25 protein-coding genes are annotated in these 26415 nt (G+C 63.9%); 16 read left to right on the forward strand and 9 right to left on the reverse strand.

Going from position 1 to position 26415, the window contains the following annotated elements:
• Window positions 1-380: 380 nt before the first annotated feature.
• From IAG25_RS30330 to IAG25_RS30355, 6 genes are all read right to left on the reverse strand, one after another.
• The gene (locus IAG25_RS30330) at window positions 381-1460 is read right to left on the reverse strand and encodes a CobW family GTP-binding protein (protein ID WP_187608130.1); all 1080 of its coding nucleotides are present in this window, start codon (window positions 1458-1460) and stop codon (window positions 381-383) included.
• Window positions 1461-1581: 121 nt separating this feature from the next.
• Window positions 1582-2781 (reverse strand): class I SAM-dependent rRNA methyltransferase, encoded by a 1200-nt coding sequence (locus IAG25_RS30335; protein WP_187608131.1) that lies wholly within the window; start codon window positions 2779-2781, stop codon window positions 1582-1584.
• A gap of 37 nt (window positions 2782-2818) precedes the next feature.
• A complete protein-coding gene (gene xerC / locus IAG25_RS30340; RefSeq protein WP_187608132.1) occupies window positions 2819-3778 on the reverse strand; it encodes a tyrosine recombinase XerC in 960 nt (319 codons plus the stop codon).
• Window positions 3779-3780: 2 nt separating this feature from the next.
• On the reverse strand, window positions 3781-4500 hold the full coding sequence (locus IAG25_RS30345) for a DUF484 family protein (protein WP_035499455.1): 720 nt from the start codon (window positions 4498-4500) through the stop codon (window positions 3781-3783).
• Window positions 4501-4515: 15 nt separating this feature from the next.
• A complete protein-coding gene (gene dapF, locus IAG25_RS30350) occupies window positions 4516-5388 on the reverse strand; it encodes a diaminopimelate epimerase (protein ID WP_187608133.1) in 873 nt (290 codons plus the stop codon).
• Between the two features lie 50 nt (window positions 5389-5438).
• Window positions 5439-6323, reverse strand: coding sequence for a lipid A biosynthesis lauroyl acyltransferase (locus IAG25_RS30355; protein WP_187608134.1), 885 nt, complete (start codon window positions 6321-6323; stop codon window positions 5439-5441).
• Window positions 6324-6599: 276 nt separating this feature from the next.
• Between IAG25_RS30355 and metK the strand changes: the two genes are divergently transcribed.
• Both metK and IAG25_RS30365 read left to right on the forward strand, forming a co-directional pair.
• Entirely contained in the window at window positions 6600-7787 is a 1188-nt protein-coding gene (gene metK, locus IAG25_RS30360; RefSeq protein WP_106853978.1) for a methionine adenosyltransferase, read from the forward strand.
• 123 nt (window positions 7788-7910) lie between these two features.
• Window positions 7911-9026, forward strand: a complete 1116-nt coding sequence (locus IAG25_RS30365; protein ID WP_187608135.1) for an alkene reductase — start codon at window positions 7911-7913, stop codon at window positions 9024-9026.
• A gap of 5 nt (window positions 9027-9031) precedes the next feature.
• Here the strand turns inward: IAG25_RS30365 and IAG25_RS30370 are convergent, their stop codons facing one another.
• Window positions 9032-9382, reverse strand: coding sequence for a hypothetical protein (locus tag IAG25_RS30370; RefSeq protein WP_187608136.1), 351 nt, complete (start codon window positions 9380-9382; stop codon window positions 9032-9034).
• Window positions 9383-9695: 313 nt separating this feature from the next.
• Between IAG25_RS30370 and IAG25_RS30375 the strand changes: the two genes are divergently transcribed.
• Window positions 9696-10472: a phytanoyl-CoA dioxygenase family protein gene (locus tag IAG25_RS30375; RefSeq protein WP_187608137.1), complete on the forward strand. Its 777-nt coding sequence runs from the start codon at window positions 9696-9698 to the stop codon at window positions 10470-10472.
• A 2-nt stretch (window positions 10473-10474) separates the two neighbouring features.
• On the opposite strand, the gene IAG25_RS30380 is transcribed toward IAG25_RS30375, so the two are convergent.
• Together IAG25_RS30380 and IAG25_RS30385 are read right to left on the reverse strand one after the other, a co-directional pair.
• Window positions 10475-10678, reverse strand: a complete 204-nt coding sequence (locus tag IAG25_RS30380) for a DUF3185 family protein (RefSeq protein WP_035499468.1) — start codon at window positions 10676-10678, stop codon at window positions 10475-10477.
• Window positions 10679-10742: 64 nt separating this feature from the next.
• Entirely contained in the window at window positions 10743-11540 is a 798-nt protein-coding gene (locus IAG25_RS30385; protein ID WP_035499470.1) for a mechanosensitive ion channel family protein, read from the reverse strand.
• A gap of 222 nt (window positions 11541-11762) precedes the next feature.
• On the opposite strand from IAG25_RS30385, the gene mgrA reads away from it, so the two are divergent.
• From mgrA to IAG25_RS30450, 13 genes are all read left to right on the forward strand, one after another.
• Window positions 11763-12806 (forward strand): L-glyceraldehyde 3-phosphate reductase, encoded by a 1044-nt coding sequence (gene mgrA, locus IAG25_RS30390; RefSeq protein ID WP_187608138.1) that lies wholly within the window; start codon window positions 11763-11765, stop codon window positions 12804-12806.
• Between the two features lie 482 nt (window positions 12807-13288).
• On the forward strand, window positions 13289-14059 hold the full coding sequence (locus IAG25_RS30395) for a ferredoxin--NADP reductase (protein WP_035499472.1): 771 nt from the start codon (window positions 13289-13291) through the stop codon (window positions 14057-14059).
• Window positions 14060-14391: 332 nt separating this feature from the next.
• Complete coding sequence (locus IAG25_RS30400) at window positions 14392-15264, forward strand: sensor histidine kinase (protein WP_187608139.1); 873 nt, start codon at window positions 14392-14394, stop codon at window positions 15262-15264.
• A gap of 11 nt (window positions 15265-15275) precedes the next feature.
• Window positions 15276-15929, forward strand: a complete 654-nt coding sequence (gene rqpR / locus IAG25_RS30405; RefSeq protein WP_187608140.1) for a response regulator transcription factor RqpR — start codon at window positions 15276-15278, stop codon at window positions 15927-15929.
• A gap of 147 nt (window positions 15930-16076) precedes the next feature.
• Window positions 16077-17534 (forward strand): amino acid permease, encoded by a 1458-nt coding sequence (locus IAG25_RS30410; RefSeq protein WP_187608141.1) that lies wholly within the window; start codon window positions 16077-16079, stop codon window positions 17532-17534.
• A gap of 221 nt (window positions 17535-17755) precedes the next feature.
• Window positions 17756-18232 (forward strand): (2Fe-2S)-binding protein, encoded by a 477-nt coding sequence (locus tag IAG25_RS30415; RefSeq protein ID WP_187608142.1) that lies wholly within the window; start codon window positions 17756-17758, stop codon window positions 18230-18232.
• A 56-nt stretch (window positions 18233-18288) separates the two neighbouring features.
• Window positions 18289-20673: a xanthine dehydrogenase family protein molybdopterin-binding subunit gene (locus IAG25_RS30420; protein WP_187608143.1), complete on the forward strand. Its 2385-nt coding sequence runs from the start codon at window positions 18289-18291 to the stop codon at window positions 20671-20673.
• Window positions 20674-20683: 10 nt separating this feature from the next.
• Window positions 20684-21484, forward strand: coding sequence for an FAD binding domain-containing protein (locus IAG25_RS30425; RefSeq protein ID WP_187608144.1), 801 nt, complete (start codon window positions 20684-20686; stop codon window positions 21482-21484).
• Window positions 21485-21489: 5 nt separating this feature from the next.
• The gene (locus IAG25_RS30430; RefSeq protein ID WP_187608145.1) at window positions 21490-22383 is read left to right on the forward strand and encodes an AAA family ATPase; all 894 of its coding nucleotides are present in this window, start codon (window positions 21490-21492) and stop codon (window positions 22381-22383) included.
• Window positions 22380-23570: a vWA domain-containing protein gene (locus IAG25_RS30435; RefSeq protein ID WP_187608146.1), complete on the forward strand. Its 1191-nt coding sequence runs from the start codon at window positions 22380-22382 to the stop codon at window positions 23568-23570. The genes IAG25_RS30430 and IAG25_RS30435 overlap by 4 nt, the downstream gene beginning before the upstream one ends.
• Window positions 23561-24112 (forward strand): CoxG family protein, encoded by a 552-nt coding sequence (locus IAG25_RS30440; protein ID WP_187608147.1) that lies wholly within the window; start codon window positions 23561-23563, stop codon window positions 24110-24112. Before IAG25_RS30435 ends, IAG25_RS30440 begins: the two co-directional genes overlap by 10 nt.
• A complete protein-coding gene (locus tag IAG25_RS30445) occupies window positions 24085-25104 on the forward strand; it encodes an XdhC family protein (protein ID WP_187608148.1) in 1020 nt (339 codons plus the stop codon). The genes IAG25_RS30440 and IAG25_RS30445 overlap by 28 nt, the downstream gene beginning before the upstream one ends.
• A gap of 95 nt (window positions 25105-25199) precedes the next feature.
• On the forward strand, window positions 25200-26414 hold the full coding sequence (locus IAG25_RS30450) for a PepSY-associated TM helix domain-containing protein (protein ID WP_255504046.1): 1215 nt from the start codon (window positions 25200-25202) through the stop codon (window positions 26412-26414).
• Window position 26415: the final 1 nt, after the last annotated feature.

Genomic DNA, 26415 nt, shown 5'->3' on the forward strand with positions numbered 1-26415 from the left:
GGTGCTTTGTCTTGATTTGCCTTCCCCCGGCAAATCGAGGCATCGTCCCGACGGGACATCCCTTCTCCTGACTTCCGCCGAGCGAGCGTTTGATAGACGCACATCCGGCGAAACTGCCCTTCTCCAGTGGGGCTGTATTGTAACTGAACCGCAAATTCCGACGATAACGAGGAAAACCCTGTCAATTCGCGACGGAATTTCAAAAATATAACGCCTGGACGTGCAAAAAGCGATGTCGGTTCGTGGGCACGACTACATACGCGCATCGAAAGTCAATCGTGAAAAACGCCGCACGCGAGGCATTCGCGTGCGGCGTTTTATTTCGATGCCCGTTTTTCGCCCCGCGCGAATTGCACGATCCAAGCGAGATACGTGCCGGATTACTTCACGAGACAGGCGTCGAGGCCGTCGGTGATCAGATCCTGCGGCAGCTCGATGCCGATGAACACCATCTTGCTGTTCTTCTTCTCGATCGGCATCCACTTGCCGGCGAGGTCGCTGCCCATCATCTGATGCACGCCCTGGAACACGACCTTGCGATCGACGCCCTTCATAAACAGCACGCCCTTGTAGCGCAGCAGGCGCTCGCCATAAATCTGCAGAATGCCGCCGAGGAAGTCTTCGAGGCGGTTCGGATCGAAGGGCTTGTCGCTGCGGTACACGAACGACTTGATCTTGTCGTCGTGGTGCGCGTGATGGTGATGATGATGCCCGTGTTCGTGATCGTGGCTGTGATCGTGGCCGCAGGTCGAATGATCGTGATCGTCGTCATGCGCATGGTCGTGCGCGTGATCGTGATCGTGATCGTCTTCCGCGAGGAAGTCCGGATCGATTTCGAGCTTCGAGTTCAGATTAAAGCCACGCAAATCGAAGATTTCCTTGATATCTGCGTCGCCGAAATTCACGACCTTGATCGCCGCGCGCGGGTTCATGTGCAGCAGGCGATGCTTCAGCGCGTCGAGTTCGTCCGCCGACACGAGATCGGACTTCGTGACGAACAGGCGATCTGCGAAACCGACCTGACGCTGCACGACTTCGTGCTGATCGAGCTGCGAATTCGCGTGCTTCGCGTCGACGAGCGTGATGATCGCGTCGAGCAGGAATTCGTCGGCGACGGTGTTGTCCATGAAGAACGTCTGCGCGACCGGACCCGGATTCGCGAGGCCGGTGGTCTCGATCACGACGCGGTCGAAATCGAGCGTGCCCGCCTTCTTGCGGTTGGCGAGATCTTCGAGCGCGCGCGCCAAATCGCCGCGAATCGTGCAGCAGATGCAGCCGTTGCTCATCTGGATGATCTGCTCGTTCGTTTCCTGCACGAGAATTTCGTTGTCGATATTCTCTTCGCCGAATTCGTTCTCGATCACGGCGATCTTCATGCCGTGCTGCTCGTTCAGGATGCGTTTGAGCAGCGTGGTTTTGCCGCTGCCCAGAAAGCCGGTCAGGATGGTTACGGGGATCATGGTGTCGCCTGTGTCCTTGTCTGTAATACGTAGATCGCACTGAATCGGCTATTGAAACATATTTGTCAAGCCGACGCTTCCGTGCTCCGCGCGTCAGTGCATCGCGCGCAGATTAGGCCGATCAGGCGATTTGCAACAGCAGCCCTTTCAGGTATTCGCCTTCCGGAAACGCCGTCAGCAGCGGATGATCGACGCCCGCGCCCAGCCGCTTCAGGATCCGCGCATCGACGCGCGCGTCGGCGGCCGCGCCCGCGACGATCTTCTGGAACAGATCCGCATCGATCGCGCCGGAGCATGAATACGTGAAGAGCAGCCCGCCCGGACGCAGCAACTTGAAGCCGCTCAGGTTGATGTCCTTGTACGCGCGCGCGGCGCGATCGACGGTTTCCTTCGACGGCGCGAACTTCGGCGGATCGAGCACGATCAGGTCGAAGCGCTGGCCTTCGTCGTAGAGACGGCGCAGCGTCTTGAACGCGTCGGCGTCGAGCCATTCGGCTTTTTCCGCGTCGAAGCCGTTCGCCGTGACGTTTGCGCGCGCGAGCGCGAGCGCTTCTCCGGACGAGTCGACGGAAACCACGCGCGTCGCTCCGCCTTTCAGCGCGGCAAGCGAAAAGCCGCCGGTATAGCAGAAGCAGTTCAGCACTTCGCGGCCTTGCGCGTTCTGCGCGACGAGCACGCGGTTGTCGCGCTGATCGACATAGAAGCCCGTCTTGTGGCCGTTACGCACGTCGACGTGATGGCGCACGCCGCATTCGTTCGTGATGAGCGTCTCGGGCGGCGCGTCGCCGGCGAGCACACCGGTCGTCTGCTCGAGGCCTTCCTTCTGGCGGATCGACACGTCCGAGCGCTCGTAGACATTCGGGCAGCCGGTTGCCGCGATCAGCGCCTGCACGATCGCTTCCTTCCACGACTCGACGCCCGTCGCCATGAACTGGCAGACGAGCTGCGCGTGCGAACCGACGTCCGCGACGTAGTAATCGACGATCAATCCCGGCAAACCGTCCGCTTCGCCGAAGACGAGGCGCGTGGCCCCAGTGTCCTTCACCATCGTCTCGCGATGCCCGACGGCGCGTTGCACGCGGCGCTTGAAGAACGCGTGATCGACAGGCTCGCTTTCGTCGAACGTCCAGACGCGCGCGCGAATCTGCGAGTGCGGGCTGTACGACGCGCGCGCGAGAAAGCGCCCGTCGGCGGCGCGCACGGTGACCGTGGCGCCAGGCGCGGGATTGCCGTCGATGCGCGCGATGGCGTTCGCGTAGATCCACGGATGGCGGCGGACGAGCGATCTGTCCTTCGCCGGTTTGAGCGTGATGGTGTTCATTGCAGTGACAAGTGCAGCGCGCGGGGCGCTGTCGGGATCAATCGCGCTTCTTTGCGCGCGGGTGCGCCGCATCGTAGACGCGGGCGAGATGCTGAAAATCGAGCGACGTATAAATCTGCGTGGCCGTGATGCTCGCGTGGCCGAGCAGTTCCTGCACCGCGCGCAGATCGCCGCTCGATTGCAGGACATGCGTGGCGAAGGAATGCCGCAGCACGTGCGGATGCACGTTCGACGGAATACCGGCCTGCAACGCGAGCCGCTTCACGCGCTCGCGCACCACGCCGGGCGACATGCGATTGCCGCGCACCGAGACAAAGAGCGCGTGCGGATCGAGCTTGACGAACTCGCCGCGCACGGCGATCCACGCGCGCAATGCATCGATCGCCTTGCTGCCGACGGGCACCTTGCGCATGCGCTTTCCCTTGCCGAGAACCGTGACTTCCGCGCTCTCGAGATCGATCCAGCCCTCGGACGTATGCTCCTTGGTATCGACGTGACGCACGTCCAGCCCGACGAGCTCGGCGAGCCGCAAGCCCGACGAGTAGAAGAGTTCGAGAATGGCGTGATCGCGCAGCGCTTCGGTCGTGCCGGCCTGCGGCGCGTCCATGAGCCTCATGGCGTCATCGACGGAAAGTGCCTTCGGCAGCGTCTTTTCGCGTTTCGGGGCGCGCACCGTGGCGACAGGATTCGCGGGCATCTCGACGCGCTCGGCGAGCCACCGATAAAACGCGCGCCACGCCGACAGCCGATGCGCGATCGAACGCGACGACAGCCCGCCCGAGTGCGCCCGCACGACCGCGCCGCGAATATCGGCGGTGGTCAGCGATTCCAGCGGACGGCCTTTGGCGAGCGCGCGCAGCTCGCTCAACTCATGCGTGTAGCCGCGCAGCGTGTGCTCGGACAGATGCCGCTGATGCTCCAGCATCGCGAGATAGTCGGCGATCGCGCCGTCCAGCGGGACTTCCTTCGGAGCGTCAGCGGCGGCGTCGGCGTTCATGTTCAGTACGGCAGCAAGCGAGACAGCGCGGCGCTCGCCAAGGCCCCGATGTGCGTGAGGAAGTCCGTCGCCATTCCGTCGTGGAAGCGTCGCGGATCGGGCGAGCCCATCACGAGCAGGCCGAAGCTCGGCGCATCCGGTCCGGCTTGCGGATCGCGCAACGCGATCAGCGACACGGATTCGATCTTGCGGTCGGTGTCGGGCGGGCCGTCGCTCGGCGGGACCGTCGCCGATGCCGAGTTCGCCGCGCCGAGCCACTGCGCCGCCGCGAAACCCGTGTTCGCGCCGCAGTACGGTGCAGCGAGACTGCTCGTGAAAATGCGCACTTCTTCGCCGACCTGACGCGCGAAATCCGCCTGCCGATACGCTTCGTCGATATCCCACACGCGCAGCGCGGCGTGCGGCACGTCGAAGACTTCGCACAGGCCCTTGCTGATCGTCGCGGGCAACGCGTACGGATCGCGCTGCGAAATCACGCGCACGGTCCAGCGGTTGAACTTGGTCGAGATGCTGTCGTTCTCGTGGCCGTAGCGCAGCAGCTCGGCGAGACGCCGTTCGAGTTGCTTGTTCTTGTCGCGCAGCATTTCCATCTGGCGTTCCTGAAGCGACACGGCAGCTTTGCCGTGCGGATTCGAAAGCCGGATGGTGCCGAGCAGTTCCGCGTGCTCGGCGAAGAAATCGGGGTTGTCGAGCAGGTAGTCGGCGACTTCGCGTGGATTCATGGTGACGTGTGTGCGTTAGACGATGCGATCGAGCTCGATTTCACCCTCGAAAACGGTCGCTGCGGGGCCCGCCATGAAGAGCGCGGCGGATTCGTCGCGCGCGCCGTTCCAGCTTATCGTGAGCGTGCCGCCATGCGTTTCGACGCGCACCGGCGTGTCGAGCACGCCGCGGCGGATGCCGGCGGCCACGGCCGCGCACGCGCCCGTGCCGCACGCGAGCGTTTCGCCCGCGCCGCGCTCGTAGACGCGCAGTTTCACCGAATGGCGATCGACGATCTGCATGAAGCCCGCGTTGACGCGCTTCGGAAAGCGCGCGTGACGTTCGACGAGCGGGCCTTCGGTCAGCACCGGATACGCCTCGACATCGTCGACGATCTGCACCGCGTGCGGATTGCCCATCGATACGACGGAGATCAGGCGCGTCTCACCGTTCACGTCGAGCGGCCAGAGGGTGTCGTTACCTTCTTTCCGGCCTTCGAGCCCTTGCGCGTCGAACGGCACGCGCGGCGGATCGAACACCGGCGTGTTCATGTCGACGACGACTTCGCCGTTTTCCTGCATCGTCAGTGTGATGATGCCGTTTTGCACCTGCACGCGTACGGTGGACGCGTCGGTCAGACGGCGATCGCGCACGAACTTCACGAAGCAGCGCGCGCCGTTGCCGCAGTGCTCGACCTCGCCGCCATCGCAATTGAAGATTCGGTACTTGAAGTCGACGCCGTCGATCGTCGGCTTTTCGACGAGCAGCAACTGATCCGCGCCCACGCCGAAATGGCGGTTCGCGAGCGCGCGCACTTGCTGCGCGGTCAGATCGAGCGCCTGCGTGTAGCCGTCGAGCACGACGAAGTCGTTACCCGCGCCTTGCATCTTGGTGAATTTCAGTTTCATGGCGCTATTGTATGTGACCCGCAAGTGCGGCGTTTCGCGCCGCGCCCGCTTCAGTAAAAGCTCGGCTCGCCCGGCGGCCGAGTCTTGAAGCGCTTGTGCACCCAGTAGTACTGCTCGGGCATGTGCGGAATCTGCTCTTCCAGGAACGCGTTCATGCGACGCGCGTCGGCTTCGTCGTCGCCGGTCGGATAGTTGTCCCACGGCTTGAAGATCTTCAGCCGATAACCCTTGTAGTCCGGCAGCACCTCGCCGATGAACGGCACGACCTGCGCCTTGCCCGTCTTGGCGAGCCGGCCGACGGCCGTCAGGGTGCAGGTCGGGACGCCGAAGAACGGCACGAACGTGGAGTTGCGCATGCCGTAGTCCATGTCCGCGCCGAGCATCACGGGCTTGCGGTCGCGCAGCCAGCGCAGCACGATGCGGGCGCTGTCGGCGCGGCTCGCCATGTCGGCGCCGAAGCGGGCGCGCTGTGTCTTCGCGAGTTCCTCGATCTGCGGATTCGAAAAAGGCTGATACAGCGATCCGCATCGCCGATGCAGCGAATAGTTCAGAAAGATCGACCCGGCTTCGATGCCGACGAAGTGCAGGCCGAGAAAGAGCGTGGGCGGCAGATCGGGATCGGTGAGATCGACGGCGCTGTCCACCTGGATCAGTTTTTCGAGTTTTTTCGCCGAGCCGAACCATTGCACGCTGCGCTCGACGTAACTGCGGATCGCGTGCCGGAAGTGCTTCTGCGCGATGTCCTCGCGTTTTTCGTCGGACCACTCCGGAAAGCACAGCTTCAGATTCGTGTGGACGATGCGCTTGCGCCGGCTCGGAATCTGATAGAGCAGCCAGCCGAGGCCGTCGCCGAAGCGCGCGGTGATGCCGTAAGGGATGAGCGCCAGAAACTTGAGAAAGCCGATGGCGAGCGCCACGCCGATACGCCCTAGCATGAGCGGCTCCAGCGAGCGATGGGACGACCGCGACGTGCGGATGATTGATGCGTGGCGGGTAGCGACAAAAGCGTTCGGCTCTGTGAAAACAAGGGAAACCGGTATAATAGAACCTTCGCCGAGTTAATGGACAACTTGCGGGGCGAAGCGGGCTGGAGACTTCGGAACTTCTCGAAGTCGCCGGCCCGGAAAGACATCCGCTAAAGCGTCGCCGCTTCAGACTCCAAACGAAGACGGCTACGTGAATATCAACCGTACTCAAATGGAGTCTGAAGCGTGTCAAACGACTATCTCTTTACTTCCGAATCCGTTTCCGAAGGCCACCCGGACAAGGTCGCCGATCAAATCTCCGACGCCATCCTCGACGCTATCTTGTCGCAGGACAAGTATTCGCGCGTCGCGGCGGAAACGCTCTGCAACACCGGTCTCGTCGTCCTCGCGGGCGAAATCACGACCAGCGCCAATGTCGATTACATCCAGGTCGCGCGCGACACCATCAAGCGCATCGGTTACGACAACACCGACTTCGGTATCGACTATCGCGGCTGCGCGGTGCTCGTCGCGTATGACAAGCAATCGCCGGATATCGCGCAAGGCGTGAACAAGGCGCACGACGACAACCTCGATCAGGGCGCAGGCGACCAGGGTCTGATGTTCGGTTACGCGTGCGACGAAACGCCCGAACTGATGCCGCTGCCGATCCACCTCTCGCACCGCCTCGTCGAGCGTCAGGCCGATCTGCGCCGCGACGGCCGTCTGCCCTGGCTGCGTCCGGACGCGAAGTCGCAAGTCACCGTGCGTTACGTCGACGGCAAGGCGCATTCCATCGACACCGTCGTGCTCTCTACGCAGCACTCGCCGGACATCGATCTCTCGCAGTTGCGCGAAGCGGTCATCGAGGAAGTCATCAAGCCGACGCTGCCGAAGGAACTCATCAAGGGCGACATCAAGTTCCTGGTGAATCCGACGGGCCGTTTCGTCATCGGCGGTCCGCAAGGCGACTGCGGTCTGACGGGCCGCAAGATCATCGTCGATACCTACGGCGGCGCGGCTCCGCACGGCGGCGGCGCGTTCTCGGGCAAGGACCCGTCGAAGGTGGACCGCTCGGCGGCTTACGCAGGCCGGTATGTCGCGAAGAACATCGTCGCGGCTGGGCTCGCGTCGCGCGCGCTGATTCAGGTGTCGTACGCGATCGGCGTCGCGCGTCCGACTTCCGTGATGGTGAATACGTTCGGCACGGGCCGCGTGTCGGATGCCGAGATCACGAAGCTCGTCCAGGAGCACTTCGATCTGCGTCCGAAGGGCATCATCCAGATGCTCGATCTGCTGCGCCCGATCTACGAAAAGACGGCGGCATACGGCCACTTCGGCCGCGAAGAGCCGGAATTCACGTGGGAAGCCGCGGACAAGGCGCTCATCCTGGCGGAAGCGGCAGGCACGGAGCCGGTCGCGAGCGTGGCGTAACGCGATCCGCTGAACGGGCGGGACAAGAACCGGCGAGCATCGCGCTCGCCGGTTTTTTTGCGCCTTCGCGGCGCGATTTTTGCGTGATCCTCGGGCAATATCACCGCCGCCGATGGAACCGCCATGCCGTACGACACGCTTCTCTCACCTGTCTCCATCGGCAATCTTCAACTGCCGAATCGCGTCGTGATGGCGCCGCTCACGCGCAACCGCGCGTCGCAGCCCGGCGACGTGCCGTCCGAAATGAACGCGCACTATTACGCGCAGCGCGCGAGTGCGGGACTCATCGTCACCGAGGCGACGCAGGTGTCGCGGCAAGGTCAGGGTTATTTCGCGACGCCGGGCATCTATTCGGATGCGCAGGAAGCCGGATGGAAGTCTGTCGTGGGTGCGGTTCACGCGCGGCACGGACGCATCGCGTCGCAGTTCTGGCATGTGGGGCGCGTGTCGCATCGATCGCTTCAGGAAGGCGGCGCGCCGCCTGTCGCGCCGTCCGCAATCCGCGCGCGCGATACGCAGGTCTTCGTGAAAAACGATGACGGCTCATTCGCCATGACCGACGCCGACGATCCGCGCGCGCTCGAAACCGACGAGCTACCGGGCATCGTGTTGCAGTTCGTCGATGCCGCGCATCGTGCGCAACGTGCCGGCTTCGACATGATCGAGGTGCACGCGGCCAATGGCTATCTGCTGCATCAGTTCATGGCGACGGGCACCAACCGGCGCACGGATGATTACGGCGGCGGCATCGAAAATCGCGTGCGGCTGGTCGTCGATGTGCTGGAGGCGGTGGCCGGCGTGATGGGCGCGAATCGCGTGGGCATTCGCATTTCGCCGAACTTCACGGGATTCGATCTGCAGGACGATGAAGGCGAGGCTTCATCGTTGTATCTGGCGCAGGAGCTGAAGCGCATCGGCATCGCGTACCTGCATCTGGCGGAAGGCGACTGGACCGGCGGCGCGCCGCTTTCGGAAGACTATCGCCGCGCGCTGCGCAAGGCTTACGACGGCGCGATCATCGTCTGTGGCGAGTACACGGCGGAGGAAGCGAACGCGCGCATCGAACGAGGCGATGCCGATGCCGTGGCTTTCGGTCGCGCGTATATCGCCAATCCGGATCTGGTTGAGCGCTTCGCCGCAAACGCGCCACTTAACACGCCCGACGAGACGACGTTCTACGGCGGCGGCGAAAAAGGCTACACCGACTATCCGTCACTCGACGACGCCAAATCCGGTTGAGCGCGTCAGCGCGCAGCGAACGCGTACCAGCCGGCGCTGCTCGCCGACACGCGACGTGGACGGCGGCTCGTCAGCGCGGCGGCCTTCGGTTTGGGCGATGGGGCGCGCAACTGCACCGGACGGCGCAGCAACGCACGCAACGACACCCGCCGCGAAGCCGCGCGCACGCGCAGATTGAAAAAGAAACCGCGGAACCACGACCGGATGCCGTCGACCGGATGCACGTTTTTCAATTGCTCGGCCAGCACCTGCGTGCGTGCGGAGTGATGGCGCAACGCGCGGATCATGCCGCGGCGGGCAGGGCGCGCCGCTCGCGAGGCAACGCGAGTCAGGCCAATAGCGATTCGGTGGTTCATGTCAGCGGAAGGTCGGTTGCGTGGAAGCAAACTCGACGATAGTCGTCTCAAAATTAGCGTTCAAGGCTTCGATTCAACGGCGTTTGCTTAGTTGCACCGAAATGACGCGCCCAATGTACAAGACCTTTATTACCCGGGTAAGTCCGCGTTTTCCCTGCCGTTTTATGAAGCGCCTGCTGATAAAAATCAGCCGATGCATTGCCGCACGGGCCTTCGCGCGCTGCCGGATTTACAATCGTCGTATTCGCCCCAATTCTAGGTATAGCGTCGACGGCATGAATAAAATCGAAAGCCGTTGGAGGCAAGAACTGAAATGTCAGATCAAAACGCATTGAAATCGAAAAAGGAACAAGTGCGCGAGTTGCGCGAAAAAGGCTACGTGATCGTGAAGGGGCTCGTCACGAAAGAACGTTGCGACGCGATGCGCGAGGTGGCGCGTCAGCAGCTCGCCGACGCTGCCGCGCCGCTGGAGTTCGAGGCCGATCTGAAATATCCCGGTGCGCCCGATTCGAAGGACGCGCCGGGCGGCCATACGGTGCGGCGTCTTCTGGACGCCTACGTGCGGCATCCGCTCTTCGCGGAATTCGCGACATCGCCCGACGTGCGTGGATGGATGGAGTTGTATTTCGGCGAGACGCCGTATCTGTCGCGCGCGCATCACAATTGCATGATGACGAAGCACCCGGCGTACGGCAGCCTGACCGGCTGGCATCGCGACGTGCGCTACTGGGCGTTCGAGCGCGACGATCTGGTGTCCGCGTGGGTCGCGCTCGGCGACGAAACGGTGGATAACGGCGCGCTGTGGTTCGTGCCGACTTCGCACAAGCTGCCGTTCACGTCCGATCGTTTCGACGAAGCCAAGTTCTTCCGCTCCGATCTGCCCGAGAACGCCGCGCTGATCCGCACGGCGGTGTCGCCCGAACTGGAACCGGGCGATGTCGTCTTCTTCCACTGCAACACGCTGCACTCGGCGGGCAAGAACCTGACCGATCAGGTGAAGTTCTCGCTCGTGTTCACGTATCGCGGCGCGAGCAACGTGGCGCTGCCCGGCACGCGCTCGGCATCGAAACCGGAAGTGCCGCTGGTCTAAGGTCAGCGCTTCGAAGGAATCGCGAGGCCGATTAGCCCCGCGAGCGACGCGACGATCCCGCCCGCGATCAGCCAGATGGTCTTGTTCGTGGGCGAGCCGGTGAAGAAGCGCGCGACGTCGTTGGAGAGCGAATGAAACGACTGGCCGCCGAAATACAGCAGCACGACGCCGCCGACAAGCAGCGCAACGGAAATCGCTCGGGTCATATCGTGTTCTCGTAACTTGAGGGCGCGTCAGGTTAGCGGGTCTGCGCGGGCGCGTCCACTGCGCTCAAGCGGCTTGCGCTTCCTCGCGCGTGTAGGGCTGGATCTTGCGCAGCAGATCGGCCATCACGTACTGGTGATCGCTCCTGTTCGTCCACGCGCCGAGGTTGTACTTGACGCCGGTATCCGTGTAATCGGTGACCGCGACCCACGGCGCCGACGGCCCGTCCTGCACGATGCGCGAATCTTCGCTCATCAGGCTGCGCAATTCCGCGAGCACGTGCTCGACCTTCAGCCCATGCTGCGCCTGAAAATTGATGACGACGCGACGGCGATCGTTCGCGCTGTAGTTCGTGATGGCGTTCGCCCAGATGAGGCTGTTCGGCACGAACATGACGATGCCGTCGGCTTTCGTGAGGCGCGTCGTGAAGAGTCCGATCTCGTTGACCGTGCCCGCCGTCGTGCCAACGCCTTCGATGTAATCGCCCACGCGGAACGGCCGCAGCAGCAGGAGCATCAGACCGGCCGCGATATTCTGCAGCGTGCCCTGCAGCGCGAGGCCGATGGCGAGGCCGGCGGCGCCGAGCACGGTCAGGATGCTGGCCGCGGCGATGCCGAATTTGCCGAGCGCCGCGACGATGGCGACGACGCGGATCGCCCACATCGCCAGACTGGCCAGCACCGGCGTGAGCGTGGCGTCGACATTGGTGCGGGCGAGCGCGCGACGCATGGCGTTCGCGACGGTGTTCGAAATCCACCATCCCACCGCGAGAATCAGCAGCGCCAACAAGATGTCGATGCCGTAAGTCACGGCGATGGCGGTAAAGGAATCGTAGGCGGGGCGCAGTCGGTCGATCGAATCCATGGGTGAGGCTCCTTGCAAAAGAATCTGCATTGGTCCGGATTCGCGTTGGATCGTTCCCCTTACCGACCATCCGGCCGATGCCGAATTGAGGGGCCGCGGCGCGTGCCGTGCGCGCTCAGCCCCGATTGGCTTACCATTGACGCCCTTGGCAGGGCGCGGGCGCGTGCTCGTCTCCTGTCGGTCGCCGTCCGATCAATTAGCAATCCGCAGAGGAAATCCGTCATGGCCTACGAAGCAGCGTCCGAGCGATATACGCAGATGCAATACCGCACCTGCGGTAGGAGCGGGCTGAAACTGCCCGCGTTGTCGCTTGGTTTGTGGCATAACTTCGGCGATACCACGCCGATCTCCACGCAACGCGACATCCTTCGCGCCGCGTTCGATCTCGGCGTCACCCATTTCGATCTGGCGAACAACTACGGCCCGCCGTACGGCAGCGCAGAGGCGAACTTCGGGCGCATTTTCAAGGACGACTTTCGGCCTTATCGCGACGAATTGCTGATTTCGTCGAAAGCTGGCTGGGATATGTGGCCCGGTCCGTATGGCCAAGGCGGCGGCTCGCGCAAGTACGTGCTCGCGAGCCTCGACCAGAGCCTGAAGCGCATGGGCCTCGATTACGTCGATATTTTCTACTCGCACCGCTTCGACGCCGACACGCCGCTCGAAGAAACCGCCGGCGCCCTCGCGACGGCCGTGCATTCGGGCAAGGCGCTCTACGTCGGCATCTCGTCGTATTCGGCGACGAAGACGCGTGAAATGGCGAAGCTGCTCGCCGAGCACAAGGTGCCGCTCCTGATCCATCAGCCGTCGTACAACATGCTGAATCGGTGGATCGAGGAAGAACTGCTCGATACGCTCGACGATGTCGGTGCCGGCAGCATCGCGTTTACGCCGCTCGCGCAAGGTCTGCTGACGAGCAAATACCTGAATGGCGTGCCGCAGGACGCGCGCGTGAACAAGCCGGGCGGCGGCTCGCTCAAGCAGGAGCATCTGAGTGACGCAAATCTAGCGCACGTGCGCAAGCTCGACGAGCTCGCGCAGAAGCGCGGCCAGAGCCTCGCCCAGATGGCGCTCGCGTGGGCGCTGCGTGGCGGGCGCGTGACCTCGGTGTTGATCGGTGCGAGCCGGCCGGAACAGGTCGCGGAGAACGTCGGCGCGCTGAAGAACCTCGAGTTCACGAAGGAGGAGCTCGCGGAGATCGACCAGCACGCGCAGGAAGGCGGCATCAACCTGTGGGAAAAACCTTCGACGGATCAACGCGTCTGACGCGCCGAGCCTTTCGGCAGAAGGGTATTTCGGGATAGGACCGTATCCGTTGCTATCATGCGGGCTCGGCGGCTTGTCGGCAGCGATTGCGATCGCCGCCAATTCAGGCCGCCGTCCGTGCAGCCAGCCGAAAGCGCATTCTCCAGCACGCACGTTCGCCCACGAGGCGCACGTGCGCGCCTTTGCCGCCGAAACGACGTTCGGACCGCGAAACGACTATCGGGTTAAAATAGCCGATTGCGCCGGGCTGTCTGGTTTTTTGCGCGATCTTCACGCATGGCGCGGCGTGAAACGCTGTCTTCGAATCTCGGGTTTCGGGTCAAATCGGCAAACTTCACCATTCGATCGTCCTGTTCGGGCAGCGCAGCGCCCTCGTAGCGCCCTTTATGTTCGACGCCGGCCCGGCGTGGCATCGGCTGCAATCAGCCGCGAGCGTCAGAGCGTCACCGCTTTCGCACAGTTAGAGCACAGTTCAAGAAGCCATGAGCAACCTTAATTCTCAAACCGTTCTGAGCGTCCATCACTGGACCGACACGCTTTTCAGTTTCACCTGCACCCGCGACAGCTCGTTCCGCTTTGAGAACGGCCAGTTCACGATGGTGGGTCTCGAAGTCGAGGGCAAGCCGCTTCTGCGCGCCTACAGCCTCGCGAGCGCGAACTATGAAGAGCATCTCGAATTTCTGAGCATCAAGGTTCCCGACGGCCCGCTCACCTCGCGCCTGCAACATTTGAAAGTGGGCGATTCGGTGCTGATCGGCAAGAAGCCGACGGGCACGCTCGTCGCCGACAACCTGCTGCCCGGCAAGACGCTGTGGCTGCTGTCGACCGGCACTGGCCTCGCGCCGTTCATGTCGATCATCAAGGATCCGGACGTCTACGACCGCTACGAAAAGATCGTGCTGACGCACACCTGCCGTTTCGTCGATGAACTCGCGTACAAGGATTTCATCACCGAGCACCTTCCGGCGCACGAGCATATCGGCGAAATCGTCTCCGAGAAGCTCGTGTATTACCCGACGGTCACGCGCGAAGAATTCGCGAACCGCGGCCGCATCACGGATCTGATCGAGACGAAGAAGCTGTTCGCGGATCTCGCGCTCGAGCCGTTCTCGATCGAAAACGATCGCGTGATGCTCTGCGGCAGCCCGCACATGCTGCGCGACACCCGCGAGTTGCTCGACTCGATGGGCTTCCAGGAAGGCAGCAACAACCATCCTGGCCACTATGTCGTGGAAAAGGCGTTCGTCGGCTGAGTCGATACGACAGCACCTTTGCAAAGACCGGAGCCTCGCGCTCCGGTTTTTTTTCGCCTGCGCCAAATCCAGCTTGTTACAAATTGGCGGTCGTCAGTAAGTGTTTTTCCTACGCATTAGATGCAGCGAACTTGGTAAACGACATGAAGTTCGCCCGTCGAAGCCTTGTCGGACATAGATTTATAATATTTTTGAGATATGATCCGTTTACGCTGAGACGGCGCGCACGACCGTGTAGTCCGTCATCGATGTTACAGAGTGTAAATTCAGTTACGCCTCTCGTGAGTTGGCCGAGGACGTAGCTCCAGTTGCGCTCAACGCGAGGATAGTGAATGAATCCGTCGGCCACGATCACGCTCGATGAGAGCCCGATTCGCCGCGCCCCGCTGCGCGGGGTTCCGTCACCGTTGCCGGAACGCTCCGGCGCGTCGTTTGCCTCTCCGTATTCCGCGCTGATCGACGCCAAGCTCAAGGGCGATCGTCAGATTCAGCGCCTCACCGCCCGCGTCCAGGAACTCGCCGCGCTGCTCGCCGTCACGGAAGAGCGCGCGCGTCAGGCGCTTGCACAGGATTTTCACGACGGAACCGGCGCTGCGCTCACCGTCGCCAGTCTCGCGCTTGCGCGTGCCGAGCACCGCTTGCCCGCCGACGCGCCCGCCGCGTTCGGCGACGCGCTGCTTCAGGCGCGCGCGGCGCTTGCGGAAGTCTGCGAGACGAGCCATCGCATCGTCGAAGGGCTGCAGACGCCGGCCTTTGACGCGAACTTCGCCGCCACGCTTAACGACTGGATCGCGAGCTTCGGCGCCCGCACGGCGATTTCCGTCGATTTCTCCTGTCCCGACGATGCGCGGCTGGATCGCATGTCGCACGACATGTCGCTCGCGCTCTTTCGCGTGATGCAGGAAGCGCTCGGCAACGTCGCGCGTCACGCGCAGGCCGCGCACACGAGCGTGACCGTTTCGCTCGACGGCCAGGGCGTGACGCTCACCGTCACCGACGACGGCGTCGGCATCAGCGCGGCCGCACGGCGCAAGAGCGGGCGCTTCGGGCTCTCCGGGATGCGCGCGCGTTGCGAGGCGCTCGGCGGCACTCTGCGCGTCGCGGCGGCGAAGCCGGTCGGCGCATGCGTGCGCGCGCGTCTGCCGTGGTCCGCGGCGCGTCCCGGTCTTTTCACGCTCGGCTCGCTGCACGTGTTCAGCGCCTGAGGCCGCCCGCGATGCTCCGAATTCTGCTCGCCGACGACCACGCCATCGTGCGCCGCGGCGTCGCGCAATTGCTGCTGGAACGCGGCGTTGCATCCGAAGTGTCCGAGGCCGAAACCGGCATGCAGGCGCTCGCGCTGGCCGCCCGCCGTCCGCTCGACGTCGCGATGCTCGATATCTCGCTGCCGGACGTCAACGGTATCGACGTGCTCAAGCGTCTCAAGCGCGAGAACCCGCGTTTGCCCGTGCTGATGTTCTCGATGTACCGGGAGGACCAGTACGCGGTCCGCGCGCTAAAGGCGGGCGCGTCGGGTTATTTGTCGAAGACGGCGGACCCCGCGCTGATGATCAGCGCGATCCAGCAGGTCGCGGCGGGCCGCAAGTATGTGAGCCCGGAAATGGCTGAAGCACTCGCGACCTACGTTTCGCTCGACACCGACCGTCTTCCGCACGAAAAGCTGTCGGACCGCGAATATCAGACGCTTTGCATGCTGGCGTCGGGCAAGCGGCTGACCGATATCGCTCTCGCTTTATCGCTTTCAGTTAAAACGGTGAGCGTTTATCGCGCGCGGTTGTTGGAGAAGATGAAGCTCGCCAATAACGCCGAGCTTACGTTCTATGTGATGAGCAACCGTCTCGTCGATATGAACCCGGCGATCGCGGGATAGTTTTTATCTTAATCAAGATAAATTTGTAGCAAATCACCGCAACATTGCGTCGCGTGCCCGATAACCGGGCAATCTTCGAGTCTCCGATAAAATGTCGGGTTTTCCCGCAGCCGGGCGCCCGCGCGCGCCAGAAGGAGACTCATCGCAATGTCGTTGTTCCGCAAGAAAAATATCGAGCACATGCTGGCCGGCGCGCACAGCACGTCGCTCAAGAAGACGCTCGGCGCCCTCGATCTGACGTTTCTCGGGATCGGGGCCATCATCGGCACGGGGATTTTCGTGCTGACCGGCACCGGCGCCGTGCAAGCCGGTCCGGCGCTCATGATTTCGTTCATCGTCGCGGCGATCGCGTGCTGTTTCGCCGCCCTCGCGTACGCCGAATTTTCCTCGACGATTCCCGTCGCCGGCTCCATCTACACCTATTCGTACGCGACGCTCGGCGAACTCGCGGCGTGGATCATCGGCTGGGACCTGATGCTCGAATACGGGCTCGCGACGTCGGCGGTGTCGGTCGGATGGTCGGGCTATCTGCAATCGCTGCTGTCGGGCTTCGGCATTTCGCTGCCGACGGCCCTGTCCGCCGCGCCCGGCGCGCTGCCCGGCCATGCGACGCTCTTCAATCTTCCCGCGTTTCTCGTGATGATGGCGATCACCGCGCTGCTGTCAGTCGGAGTGAAGGAATCCACGCGCATCAACAACATCATGGTCGCGATCAAGGTGACGGTCGTGCTGCTCGTGATCGCCGTGGGCGTGTTCCATGTCAAGCCGGCGAACTGGCATCCGTTCATGCCGCACGGCTGGTCCGGCGTGTTCGGCGCGGCGGCGGTGATGTTCTTCGCGTTCATCGGCTTCGATTCGGTGTCGTCGGCGGCGGAGGAAGTGAAGAATCCGAAGCGCGATCTGCCGATCGGCATCATCTCGTCGCTCGCGGTGTGCGCGGTGCTGTATGTGGCGGTCGCGGCGGTCGTGACGGGCATCGTGCCGGCGGCGCAGTTCGCGAACAATCCGCATCCGGTCTCGTTCGCGCTTCAAATGGCGGGACAGAACTGGGTCGCGGGCTTCATCGATCTCGGCGCCGTGCTCGGCATGCTCACCGTGATTCTCGTGATGAGCTACGGCCAGACGCGCGTCATCTACGCGATGTCGCGCGACGGCCTTTTGCCCGCGCGGCTGTCGAAGGTGCATCCGCGCTTCGCGACGCCGTTCTTCACGACATGGATCGTCGGCATCTTCTTCGGGCTGATCGGCGCGCTCGTGCCGCTCAACGTGCTCGCCGAACTGATCAACATCGGCACGCTCGCCGCGTTCTCGATGGTCTCCATCGCCGTGCTGATCCTGCGCCGCACGCATCCGGAACTGCCGCGCGCGTTCCGCTGCCCGGGCGTGCCGGTGGTGCCCGTTCTTGCCGTGGCGTCGTGCCTGTTCCTGATGGCGAATCTTCAGGCGATGACGTGGATCGCGTTCGCGGTGTGGCTGGTGATCGGCCTCGCGATCTACTTCGCGTACTCGCGCCGCCACTCCGTGCTCGGACGCGCGCCGCTCGAAGCGCCGCGCACCGCCACCGCCGCTGCCACGCAGAAGAAGCGTGAAACCGTGACGCACTGAGCGTCGTCGTTCCTCGCGAAAGCGCCGCCCGAGAGGCGGCGCTTTGCTTTTGCGGCCGAGTTTCCGTGAATATGGGACGGACGTTCGCGCCGATAGCGACGCCCGCCGATTTGTGTTTTACTCGATGTCACAAACACATAACACCAAATCCGGCTGAACGCTCACGGCGGCAGTAGGCGGTGCGTGGCGTGAAGCTGGTCATCCCCTAGGAGACAGTGAAAATGGCGCTCAGCATCAGCCTGACGGTCAACGGGAAATCCGTGACCGCCACCGTCGAACCGCATCTGCTTCTCGTCCAGTTTCTCCGCGATCAACTCAGGCTCACCGGCACGCATATCGGCTGCGACACCGCGCAGTGCGGCGCGTGCACCGTTCATCTCGATGGCCGCGCGATCAAGTCGTGCAACATCCTCGCCGCGCAGGCGGACGGCATGAGCGTGACAACCATCGAAGGCATGGCGAAAGACGGCCAGCTTCATCCGATGCAGGCGGCCTTCAAGGAATGTCACGGTTTGCAGTGCGGCTTCTGTACGCCCGGCATGGTGATGAGCGCGTGCGCACTCGCCACGCAATCGCCCGATCTTTCCGAGGAAGACGTGCGCGAGCAGCTCGACGGCAATCTGTGTCGCTGCACGGGGTATCACAACATCGTGAAAGCGGTTCTCCAGGGCGCGCAGGCGATGAAATCCAGCGCCTGACGCCACCCAGACTCCCTCCCGAAAACGATGAATCGCGCCTTGAACAGGAGACCGCGATGAATGCCCCTGAGCAACAGAAATTGATCGGCGCCGGCGTCAAACGCAAGGAAGACTATCGCTTCCTGACGGGCGCGGGCCAGTACACCGACGATGTCGTCATGCCGCAGCAAAGCTACGGCGTATTCCTGCGCTCGCCGCATGCGCACGCGAAGATCAAGAACATCGATATCGATGCCGCGATGAAGTCGCCGGGCGTGATCGGCATTTTCACCGGCAAGGACATGGCGGGCGAGAACGTCGGCGGCCTGCCGTGCGGATGGCTCATCCACAGCACCGACGGCTCGCCGATGCACGAGCCGCCGCATCCCGTCATCGCGCACGACAAGGTGCTGCATGTGGGCGATCAGGTGGCGCTCGTCGTCGCGGAATCGGTGAAGGAGGCAAAGGACGCGCTCGAACTGATCGAAGTCGACTACGAAGAACTGCCCGCGACCGTCGATACCGGAAGCGCATCGGATGCCGGCCGGCCGCTCGTGCACGACAGCGTGCCGAACAACGTCTGCTACAACTGGGGCCACGGCGACAAGGCGAAGACCGACGCCGCGTTCGCGCAGGCCGCGCACGTGACGACGCTCGATATCGTGAACCAGCGCCTCGTGCCGAACGCGATCGAGCCGCGCGCCGTCAACGCGAGCTATTCGAGGCACGACGACAGCTATACGGTCTATGTCGCGAATCAGAACCCGCACGTCGAGCGCTTGCTGATGGCGGCGTTCGTGCTGCAGCTGCCGGAATCGAAATTGCGGGTGATCGCGCCGGATGTGGGCGGCGGCTTCGGCTCGAAGATTTTCCTGTATCCGGAAGATGTCGCGCTGACGTGGGCATCGAAGAAGGTCGGGCGGCCGATCAAGTGGACCGCCGAGCGTTCCGAAGCATTCCTCTCCGACGCGCATGGTCGCGATCACGTGACCAAGGCCGAGCTCGCGCTGGACAAGGACGGCAAGTTCATCGGCATGCGCGTGCACACGACGGCGAACATGGGCGCGTATCTGTCGACATTCGCATCGTCGATTCCGACCGTGCTCTATGCGACGCTGCTCGCCGGTCAGTACACGACACCCGCGATCTACGCCGAAGTCAAAGCCGTGTTCACGAACACGGTGCCCGTCGATGCGTATCGCGGCGCGGGCCGTCCGGAAGCGACGTATGTCGTCGAACGTCTCGTGGAAACGGCGGCGCGCGAGCTGAACATCGATCCGGTGGAATTGCGCCGCCGCAACTTCATCCGCGAGTTTCCGTACGCGACGCCGGTCGGTCTCACCTACGACACCGGCGATTACGACGCGTGTCTCGATCGCGCGCTCGAACTCGCCGATGTGAAAGGCTTCGCGGCGCGCAAGGAAGAATCGAAGAAGAACGGCAAGCTGCGCGGCATCGGCTACTCGTGCTACATCGAGGCTTGCGGGCTCGCGCCGTCGAACGTGGCGGGCGCGCTCGGCGCGCGTGCAGGGCTCTTCGAAGCGGGCGAGGTGCGCGTTCATCCGACCGGCTCGGTCACGGTCTTCACCGGCTCGCATAGTCACGGGCAAGGACACGAAACGACTTTCGCGCAGGTCGTCGCGGACCGGCTCGGCGTCTCGATCGAGAACGTCGAGATCATTCACGGCGATACCGGCCGCATTCCGTTCGGCATGGGCACGTACGGCTCGCGCTCGATCTCAGTCGGCGGCTCGGCGATCATGAAGGCGCTCGACAAGGTCGAAGCGAAGGCGAAGAAGATCGCCGCGCATCTGCTCGAAGCGGCGGTGGAGGACATCGAGTTCAAGAACGGCATATTCAGCGTCGCGGGCACGGATCGCACGAAGACCTTCGTCGATGTATCGCTCGCCGCCTACGTGCCGCACAACTTCCCGCTCGAAACGATGGAGCCGGGCCTCAACGAAAACGCGTTCTACGATCCGACCAACTTCACCTATCCGTCCGGTGCGTATGTGTGCGAAGTCGAAGTCGATCAGGACACGGGCGAAACGCGCATCCAGAAATTCACGGCGGTCGATGACTTCGGCAACGTGATCAACCCGATGATCGTCGAAGGACAGGTGCATGGCGGCCTGGGACAGGGCATCGGCCAGGCGATGCTGGAACGCTGTGTCTACGACGACAGCACCGGCCAGTTGCTCTCCGGCTCGTTCATGGACTACGCAATGCCGCACGCGATCGATCTGCCGAGCTTCACCGTCGAGACCGCGAAGGGCACGCCATGCACGCATAACCCGCTCGGCGTGAAGGGTTGCGGCGAGGCGGGCGCGATCGGCTCGCCGCCGGCGGTCATCAACGCGATTCTCGATGCGCTCGCGCCGGTCGGCGTGAAGGATTTGCAGATGCCCGCGACGCCGCACCGCGTCTGGACCGCGATGCACAACGCTGCTCAAAACGCCTGAGGGGCCCGACATGTATTCATTCGATTATCAAAAGGCCGACGAAGCGAAAGCGGCGGTCGCGGCGCTCGGCGCGGACGGCGACGCCAAGTTTCTCGCGGGCGGCCAGAGCCTTCTGCCGACGATGCGCCTGCGTCTCGCGCAGCCGTCGGCGCTGATCGACGTGACGCGCATCGCGTCGATGAAAAGCGTCACGCTCGATGGCGACAAACTCACCATCGGCGGCGCGGTGTGTCATGCGGACGTCGCGTCGAACGCCGACGTGAAAAAGGCGCTCCCCGGCCTCGCGGACCTCGCGAGCCGTATCGGCGATCGACAGGTGCGCGAGCGCGGCACGATCGGCGGCTCGCTCGCGAACGACGATCCGGCGGCGTGCTATCCGTCCGCCGTGCTCGCGCTCAACGCGACCGTCGTGACGGACAGGCGGCGCATCGGCGCGGACGATTTTTTCATCGACATGTACACGACCGCGCTCGAACCCGATGAACTCATCACGGCCGTCGAGTTTCCGCTCGCCGAGCGCGCGGGCTACGAGAAGTTTCGCAACCCGGCATCGCACTTTGCGCTCGTCGGCGTGTTCGTCGCGAAGTTCAAGGATGGCGTGCGCGTCGGCGTGACGGGCGCGGCGTCGTCGGTGTTTCGGCCGGCCGAGCTGGAAGCGGCCTTGTCGAAGGACTTTTCGGTGGCATCGGCGCGCGGCGTCAAGATCCTGCCCGACGAACTGAACTCGGACATGCACGCGAGCGCCGAATATCGCGCGCATCTGATTCCGGTGCTCGCGGGCCGCGCGATCGAGCGCGCGATGTCCTTCTGATCGCGATGCAGGGCGAGCCCGCTTCCATCGACGATACGCTCGCGCGTTTGCGCGAGCATCAGTACTTCGCGAACCGCGAGCTCGCGACGGCGCTCTTTCTCGCGTTCAGGATGCAGCGGCCGCTGTTTCTCGAAGGCGAGCCGGGCGTCGGCAAGACCGAGCTCGCGAAAGCGGCGGCGGGCCTGTGCGGCACCACGTTGTTGCGCCTGCAATGTTACGAAGGCCTCGATACGGCGAGCGCGCTCTACGAGTGGGACTATCCGCGGCAGATCATGGCGCTGCGGCTCGCGGAGGCATCGGGTGAAACGCCGTCGAACGATTCGCTGTATCGCGGCGAGTTTCTGCTGAAGCGTCCCTTGCTTCAGGCGTTGCTGCCCGATCCCGCGAATCCCGACGCGCGCCGCGTGTTGCTGATCGACGAAATCGATCGCGCCGACGAGCCGTTCGAAGCCTTCCTGCTCGAATTGCTGTCGGACTTTCAGGTATCGATTCCGGAGTACGGCACGGTGCGCGCGGCGCGGCCGCCGCTCGTCGTGATGACGTCGAACCGCACGCGCGAAGTCCACGATGCGTTGAAGCGCCGCTGTCTCTATCAGTGGATCGGTTATCCCGAGCGGGACGTGGAACTCGCGATCGTCGCGGCGCGCGCGCCGGAAGCGGGGCAGGCTTTGCAGAAGCGCGCCGTCGAGTTCGTGCACGCGTTGCGCACGCTGGATCTGTTCAAGGCGCCGGGCGTCGCGGAGACGATCGACTGGTGCCGCGCGCTCGCGGCGCTGTCGGTGTCGGAGCTCGATCCGCAATCGGTGCAGGACACGCTCGGCGTGCTGCTGAAGTATCAGGACGATCTCGCGCGCATGGACGCCGACACGCTCGCGCACTGCCTCTCCGCCACGCCATGACGATGCAGCCGTTCGCCCGCAACGTCGTGCATTTCGTGAGGCTCCTCCGGGGCGCGGGTCTCGGCATGTCGCCCGCTCACGCGGTGGACGCGCTCGACGCGCTGCGCTTCGTCGATCTGAACCGCCGCGACGACGTGCGCGCGACGCTCGCGTGCCTGCTCGTTCACGCGAGCGACGAGCGCGATATCTTCGACGCCGCATTCGATCTCTTCTGGCGCGATCCCGATTGGGAAGGCAAGCTGCGCGCGCTGTTGCTGCCGAAAGTGAAGGGCGGCATACCGCCGCCGAAGCGCAACAACCGTCTCGCCGATGCGCTGGCGGCGCGCGCCGCAGCATCGAAGGCGCAGAAGTCGGAATCGAAGCCGGAAGAGGCGCACGCACGCATCACGTTCAGTTCGCAGGAACGGCTGAGTCACCGCGATTTCGATACGCTCAGCGCCGACGAATGGCGCACGCTGCGGCATCAGATCCGCGCGCATCGCATGCCGCTCGCGACCGAGCCGACGCGCAGGCTGAAGGCGGCATCGCGCGGCACGCACGCCGATCTCAAGGCGAGCGCGCGTCATGCCGTCCGCTCGGGCGGCGACTGGACCGTGTGGAAATATCGCGCGGCGGTCGAGCGCAGGCCGCCGCTCGTCCTGCTGCTCGACATATCCGGATCGATGAGCGCGTACTCGCGCGCCGTGCTCTATTTCTGCCATGCGCTTTTGCAGTCGCGCGAGCGTCTGCAGGTATTCCTGTTCGGCACGCGCCTGACCAACGCGACACGCGCATTGCGCGAACGCGATCCCGATGTCGCCATCGCGGCGCTCGGGCAGAACGTGGCGGACTGGTCAGGCGGCACGCGCATCGGCGCGACGCTTGCGGAGTTCAATCGACGCTGGGCGCGCCGCGTGCTGGCAGGTCGGGCGACGGTGCTGCTCGTCACCGATGGCCTCGATCACGAAGCCATCGATGTGCTCGACGCCGAGATGCAGCGGCTCAGACGCTTCGCGCATCGGCTCGTGTGGCTCAATCCGCTGTTGCGCTTCGCCGATTTCACGCCGCGCGCGCGAGGCGTGCGCGCGATCCTGCCGCACGTCGATGCGATGCTCGCGGCCCATAACCTCGACAGCCTCGGCGCCGTGGGCCGCGAACTCGCCGTCCTGTCGCAACACAAGCCACTGGGAGCACCGCGATGGAACTGACAGAAACACACACGTTGCCGGTGCCGCAGGCGCGCGCGTGGGAAGCGCTCAACGACACGTCGATCCTGAAGGCCTGCATTCCGGGCTGCGACAGCATCGACGCCGACGGCGAGAATGCCTACAACGTCGCGATGACGGCGGCGGTCGGACCGGTGAAGGCGCGCTTCAAGGGCAGAATGGAGCTGACGAATATCGATGCTCCGCATACTTACACGATCGTGTTCGAAGGGCAGGGCGGCGCGGCCGGCTTCAGCAAGGGCAGCGCGACCGTGAACCTCGAACCCGGCGACGAGGCCGACACGACGAAGCTCAGCTACAGTGCGAACGCGCAGGTCGGCGGCAAGCTCGCGCAAATCGGCTCCCGGCTCGTCGACGGCGCGGCGCGTAAGATTGCGGGTGAATTTTTCAAGCGGTTCGGCGCGCAGTTGCAGGGCGCGCCGGAATCACAGGATGCAGCCGCCGCCGATGAAAACGGCGGAGAAGTGCAGGAAGGGCAGGAGAAAGGAAAGAAATCATGGACAGCGTGGATCTCGAAGTCCTGAAGAACAGCGCGCGATGGCTCGAAGAGGGGCATCGCGTGTTGCTCGTGACGGTGGTGAAGACGTGGGGCTCGTCGCCGCGGCCCGAAGGCGCGATGCTCGCTGTGCGAGGCGATGGTCACGTCGTCGGCTCGGTGTCGGGCGGATGTATCGAGGACGATCTCATCGATCGCGTGCGGCAGCGGGGCATCGAGCAGACGAAGCCGGAGGCCGTGAAGTACGGCATCAGCGCGGAAGAAGCGCATCGCTTCGGCCTGCCGTGCGGCGGCACGATCCAGCTCGTGCTGGAACCTTTGACGATGTCGAGCGGCATCGCCGAGCTCTGCGCGACGGTCGAGAGCGGCAGGCTCGTCGCGCGCATTCTCGACATGGCGACGGGCGGCGTGCGCCTCGAACCCGCGCAAGCCACTGACGGCGTGCTTTTCGATGACGAGCGGCTCCTGACGATTCACGGTCCGCGCTATCGCATGCTGGTGATCGGCGCGGGGCAGTTGTCGCGCTATCTGTGCAGCATCGCGGTCGGGCTGGACTATCAGGTCACCGTCTGCGATCCGCGCGAGGAATACACGGAAGAGTGGAACGTGCCGGGCACGACGATCGTGCGCTCCATGCCCGACGACACCGTCATGGACATGAAGCTCGACGAGCGCTGCGCGGTGATCGCGCTCACGCACGATCCCAAACTCGATGACCTCGCGCTGATGGAAGCGTTGAAGACGCCCGCGTTTTATGTCGGCGCGCTCGGTTCGCGGCGCAATAACGCGGCGCGTCGCGAGCGGCTGAAGGAGTTCGATCTGAGCGAAGCCGAGCTCGCGCGGCTGCATGGGCCGGTGGGAATCTATATCGGCAGCAGGACGCCGCCGGAGATTGCCGTGTCGATTCTCGCGGAGGTGACGGCGGCGAAGAACGGCGTGTCGTTGCCCGAACTGCTTCAGGTCGAAGGCGCGAAGGCGGCGCGTGAGGTCGCGGGGAAAGGCGAGGTGTGCGGCGTCTGAGTGCGCATCGCACGGCTATATAATAATCGTTCTCATTTGCTCGGCCGGATCGGCCGACGCGAAGCCTTTTCCTCTCAGTTGAACGTCTTCATCGAATGCCCGGCAAGGTTTTGACCGACGACGACCGGCGCGCTGTCGCGTCGGCCGCATCGCCGCGCGTCGCCGACGAACATACGGCGAAGCGCCACATGAGCCAGCGCGCGCTGCGCATATGGTCGATCGTGCATCGCTGGACGAGTCTCGTCTGCACCGCGTTCATGTTGCTGCTGTGTCTGACCGGGCTGCCGCTCGTGTTCGGCCACGAGCTCGACATCCTTACCGGCGATGCGATCGAAGCGCCCGAGCTGCCCGCATCGCAGGCAAATGCGCGCGCGAGCTACGACGCCGTGCTGCGCGCCGCGCTCGCGGAGCATCCCGGCCATGTGCCGCAATACATGATCTGGGAGCCGGACGATCCGCTCTTGCCGATCGTCGTCACGGCGCCGCATGCCGACACGCCGCCCGACGATACGTTGAGCACGACCGTCGACGCACGCACCGCGCGGCCGCTCGGCATGCCGCCGGGCAAGGGATCGCTCAAGTTCGTTCTGCTGAAGCTGCACGTCGACATGTTCGCCGGGCTCTTCGGCAAGCTCTTTCTCGGCGCGATGGGCGTCGTGTTTCTCGCGGCGATCGTGTCGGGCGTCGTCGTGTATCTGCCGTTCTGGCGCAAGGTCGGTCTAGGGCGCGTGCGCCTGAAGAAGAAGCGGCGTGTCGTCTGGCTCGACTGGCATAACGCGATCGGCATGTTGACGCTCGCGTGGGCGTTGCTCGTCGGCGCGACCGGATCGATCAACACGCTCGCCGATCTGATGCTCGAAGCGTGGCGCAACGACCAGCTCGCGCAGATGGTCGCGCCGTATCGGGGCCAGCCACCGGTGATCGTGCGCGCTTCCGTCGATGACGCCGTGAAGACCGCGCGGCAGGTCGCGCCGGACATGATTCCGTCGTTCGTCGCGTTTCCGGGGACGCGTTTTGCCAGCCCGCATCACTATGCGGTGTGGATGCGCGGCGACGGCATCCTCACGACGCGCATGCTGCGGCCGGTGCTCGTGGACGCATCGACTGGCGCGCTCACCGACGCACGCGAACTGCCGTGGTACCTGAAGGTGCTGCTCGGCTCGCAGCCGCTGCATTTCGGCGATTTCGGCGGGATGCCGCTCAAGATTTTCTGGGCGGCGTTCGATGTGCTGACGATCGTCGTGCTGGGGAGCGGGCTTTATTTGTGGCTTACGCGGCATAACCGGGGGAAGCGAAAGCGCGCCGCGTAAC

The sequence above is a fragment of the Caballeronia sp. EK genome, from assembly GCF_014384845.1.
GTDB lineage: Bacteria > Pseudomonadota > Gammaproteobacteria > Burkholderiales > Burkholderiaceae > Caballeronia > Caballeronia jiangsuensis.